3 protein-coding genes are annotated in these 4,016 nt (G+C 67.1%); all 3 read right to left on the bottom strand.

Annotated elements, in window-relative coordinates; genetic code table 11:
* Positions 1-218 precede the first annotated feature (218 nt).
* From ACRDTL_RS19195 to purB, 3 genes are read right to left on the bottom strand one after another with little or no spacing between them, the layout of a single operon-like run.
* Positions 219-1,232 carry a tellurite resistance/C4-dicarboxylate transporter family protein gene (locus tag ACRDTL_RS19195; protein ID WP_431508282.1) on the bottom strand — a complete coding sequence of 338 codons (1,014 nt, stop codon included), beginning with the start codon at positions 1,230-1,232 and terminating at the stop codon, positions 219-221.
* Complete coding sequence (locus ACRDTL_RS19200; protein ID WP_431508283.1) at positions 1,229-2,476, bottom strand: cytochrome P450; 1,248 nt, start codon at positions 2,474-2,476, stop codon at positions 1,229-1,231. Before ACRDTL_RS19200 ends, ACRDTL_RS19195 begins: the two co-directional genes overlap by 4 nt.
* 5 nt (positions 2,477-2,481) lie before the next feature.
* Positions 2,482-3,897: an adenylosuccinate lyase gene (purB, locus tag ACRDTL_RS19205; RefSeq protein WP_431508284.1), complete on the bottom strand. Its 1,416-nt coding sequence runs from the start codon at positions 3,895-3,897 to the stop codon at positions 2,482-2,484.
* Positions 3,898-4,016 lie beyond the last annotated feature (119 nt).

Below are 4,016 nucleotides of genomic sequence, written 5' to 3' on the forward strand. Positions count from 1 at the left end.
GCGGGTCGCCGCGCGATTACCGGGGCGGCGATCGCAAGCGCGGCGAAGCCGGGCGCAGCGGGTCGCCGCGCGATTACCGGGGCGGCGATCGCAAGCGCGGCGAAGCCGGGCGCAGCGGGTCGCCGCGCGATTACCGGGGCGGCGATCGCAAGCGCGGCGAAGCCGGGCGCTGGGGGCACCCCCAGCCGCGGAGCGGCGAGGGGGACGGGTCGCCATCATCAGATGGAGCCGGCGGCCCTGCCAGACCGGTCGCGCTGCCGGATTCGCAGCAGCCCGGCGACGACCACAATCACCCACACCGCCAGCGCGTTCCAGAAGAACACCAGCGATATCGTCTGCATGGACCGCGCACCGAGTTCTCCGGCCATCGCGTGCGAGGCCACCGAATACATGCCCATTGGAAACACCAGCGTCCACCACGCCCCGGTGAGTTGCAGCACTTCGGGCCGCCGGTTGATCCGATGCAGGCCGAAGTAAATCAGTGGCGGTATCCACACCGTCGCCGCCACCCAGCTCACCACAGTGACCATCCGGACGCTGCCGGCCAGCCAGCCGGGCGCCAGTTGGTGGATGTCGTCGCCGGCCAGCGTGGCGATGGCCAGTGCGCCCATCAGAATCCAGGTGTCGGGCTCGAATCCGTCCCGGTCCTGGCGCTCGGTGACCGCACGCCACAGGATCAGCCAGGTCATCAGGCCGTAGACGGCGATCGCGACCACCCAGGTCGGCACCGCGACCGCCAGCCACCAGTGATGACCGGTGTACCGCGCCGCCTGGCTGGTGACAATCGCCAAACCGGACGTGCCGACGCTGGCCAACTCCCAGGCGCCGTGGGCATCATCCCGCAGTGCCGCCCAGGGCCGCGTCGCCATATTGCGCGCGGTGAGCACGCTCAGCACAAGCCAGGCCGACAGGGCAATCCCGCCCAGTACCCGGGTCACCACCGGATGCGATGTCAGTCGGCTGTCCAGCACCGCGCACGCCGCCACGAACGTGAACAACCGCAGCGTGACGTCGGGATCGCTCAGGTCCCACGGCGCGACCTTTCGTTTGGCCGAGACGCCGATGCCCACCAACACGACCAGAATCAGTAGGACCAGCGACGCGAGGATGCCCAGCGTTCCACTCATCCACCAGTAGTGATGGTTGCGCGCGGCGACCGACAGAATCCCGGTCGCCATCACCGAGGAGAACACGTCCGGCGACAGCGCGATCTCGCGTGGCGAGAATCTCACCCGGCACCGAGCAATTCGACGACCAGATGCCGGATGCCGGTGTGCCGGTTGCTGCGAGCCCACTCGACGGGTGCCGCGACCCGCACTCCGTCGAAGCGCCGCAGCAATTCCTCGAAGAGCACCCGAAGTTCCAGCCGGGCCAGGTTGGCGCCCAGACAATAATGCACACCCTGACCAAAGCCCAAGTGCGGATTAGGTTTACGTAAGATATCGAATTCGTCGGCGCGATCGAACACAGCTTCGTCACGGTTGGCCGAGCCCTCCCAGATCTGTACCTTCTGTCCGGCCTCGATCGAGTGTCCGCCGAGCGTGATGTCGCGCGTGGCGGTGCGCCGCTTGGACGGCGACGGCGACGTCCACCGAACCATTTCCTCGACCGCCGACGGCAGCATGCCGGGATCGCCACGCAGCGCCTGTAATTGCTCCGGGTGATCGGCAAGCACCAGCAGCCCACCCGCGACCGCGTTGCGCGTCGTCTCCGCGCCGGCGCTGAACAGCAGACTGAAGAACAGGTATAGCTCGAGATCGGACAGGGCCGGCGCGTCCGCAGTGTCGGCCATCGCGTTCGCGACTACCGACAACATGTCGTCGGTCGGCTCAGCACGCTTCGACGCGATCAGCTCCTGGCCGTAGGCGTACATCCGCGACCCGGCCTCCTCGGCCGACAGCTGCGAAAGAGACGCCTTGCGCGAGCCGCCGAAGTCAAACTGCGGCTCGATGGCCTCGAATAGCCAATGTCTCTCGGATTCCGGCACTCCCAGCAGGATGCAGATCATCTGCATCGGCACTTCGGTGGCGATGTCAACGAGAAAGTCGAAGGGTTCGCCCCGCACCACCGTGTCCAGCAGCCGGCGCGCCCGCGCCCGCAGATCGTCCTCGACGAGACGGATCATTCGCGGCGTCAGTCCGGAGCTGATCAGTCGTCTGATCTGCGCATGTCGTGGATCGTCCATCATGTTGAGAACCTGGCCCGCGATTGCCAGGTCCTGTAACAGGGTGCCGCCGAACGGTCGCTCACCACCGGTGACAGACGAAAATGTCACCGGATCCCGCAGCACAGCAAGGGTTTCGGGGTAAGTGGCCACCGACCAGAAGCCTTCGCCATCGGGGGTGTGCTCGGTCGGCTCGTGCCAGAACACCGGCGCCTCGCGACGGTGGATGGCGAACAAAGCGTGCGGAAATCCGTTGGCGAAATTGTCCAGGTCGGTGAAGTCGATGCCGGAAAGCGCAGCCGAAGCGGTCATGGGTGCTAAAGGATGGCGGCCGACGTGTATTTGGCCGCGTCCGGGTAGCGGGCGACCAACGCGTCCACCGCCGCGACCACCGCGTCGACCTGATCGCCCGCGGCGCCGATGAACGCCCGCCGGTCGGTCAGCGCGGCATCCACGGCAACCCGATCCAACGGCAGCCGCGGGTCGGCGGCCAGCCGCCCCGGCAGGTCGGGTTCGGCGCCTTCCCGCATCGCGAGTGCCGCCGCCACCGCGTGTTCGCGGATCACCTCGTGCGCCGACTCCCTGCCCATCCCGGCGCGCACCGCCGCCATCAACACCCTGGTGGTGGCCAAAAACGGCAGATAGCGGTCCAGTTCCCGCTGGATCACCGCGGGGTAGGCGCCGAACTCGTCCAGCACGGTCAAAAATGTCTCGATTTGCCCGTCGACGGCGAAGAAGCTGTCCGGCAGCGCAACTCGGCGCACCACCGAGCAGAACACGTCACCCTCGTTCCACTGTGCGCCGGCCAGTTCGGCGACCATCGAGGCGTAACCACGCAGCACCACCTGCAGTCCGTTGATCCGTTCGCAACTGCGGGTGTTCATCTTGTGCGGCATCGCCGACGAACCGACCTGCCCGGGCGCGAACCCCTCGCTGACCAGATCATGGCCGGCCATCAACCGGATCGTGTGCGCCAGTGACGACGGACCGGCGCCGAACTGCACCAGCGCCGAAACCACGTCGTGGTCCAGGGACCGCGGGTACACCTGTCCCACGCTGGTCAAAACTGTTGAGAACCCTAAGAATTCGGCGATGCGCTGCTCAAGTACGGCCAGCTTCGCCGGGTCGCCGCCGAGCAGGTCGAGCATGTCCTGCGCGGTGCCCACCGGGCCTTTGATGCCGCGCAGCGGGTAGCGGTCGATCAGCTCCCGCAGCCGGGTCAACGCGAGCAGGGTCTCCTGCGCCGCCGAGGCGAACCGTTTGCCCAGCGTGGTGGCCTGCGCGGCGACGTTGTGGCTGCGTCCGACCATCACCAGGTCGCGGTAGGTCACCGCCCGCTCTGCCAGCCGTGCCACCACCGCCACGCCGTGGGAGAACACCAATTCCAGCGATCGGCGGATCTGCAGCTGCTCGACGTTCTCGGTCAGGTCGCGGCTGGTCATGCCCTTGTGCACGTGTTCGTGGCGGGCCAGCGCGTTGAACTCCTCGATGCGAGCCTTGACGTCGTGGCGCAGCACCCGTTCACGGGCGGCGATCGAGGCCAGGTCGACGTCGTCGAGCACCCGTTCGTAGTCGGCGATCGCGTCGGCGGGCACATCTACATCCAGTTCCGCCTGCGCCCGCAGCACCGCCAGCCACAACCGCCGCTCGGCGACGACTTTGGCCTCCGGCGACCAGATCGCCACCATCTCGTCGCTGGCGTAGCGGCCGGCCAGAACATCGGGAATCGTCACGAATACACAGCTTACGGCGGCGGGTAAGCACCCGGATGAGGCACAGTAACCCCATGCACTTCGTTGGGCTTGATCTCGCCTGGGGCGAAAAACACCACACCGGCATCGCGGTTGTCGAT

This window comes from Mycobacterium sp. (assembly GCF_050700595.1).
In the GTDB taxonomy this organism is placed as follows: domain Bacteria; phylum Actinomycetota; class Actinomycetes; order Mycobacteriales; family Mycobacteriaceae; genus Mycobacterium.

Bases quoted from the DNA above. Each gene is read 5' to 3' on its own strand.
- ACRDTL_RS19200 (WP_431508283.1), bottom strand. From the start codon at position 2,476: ATGACCGCTTCGGCTGCGCTTTCCGGCATCGACTTCACCGACCTGGAC.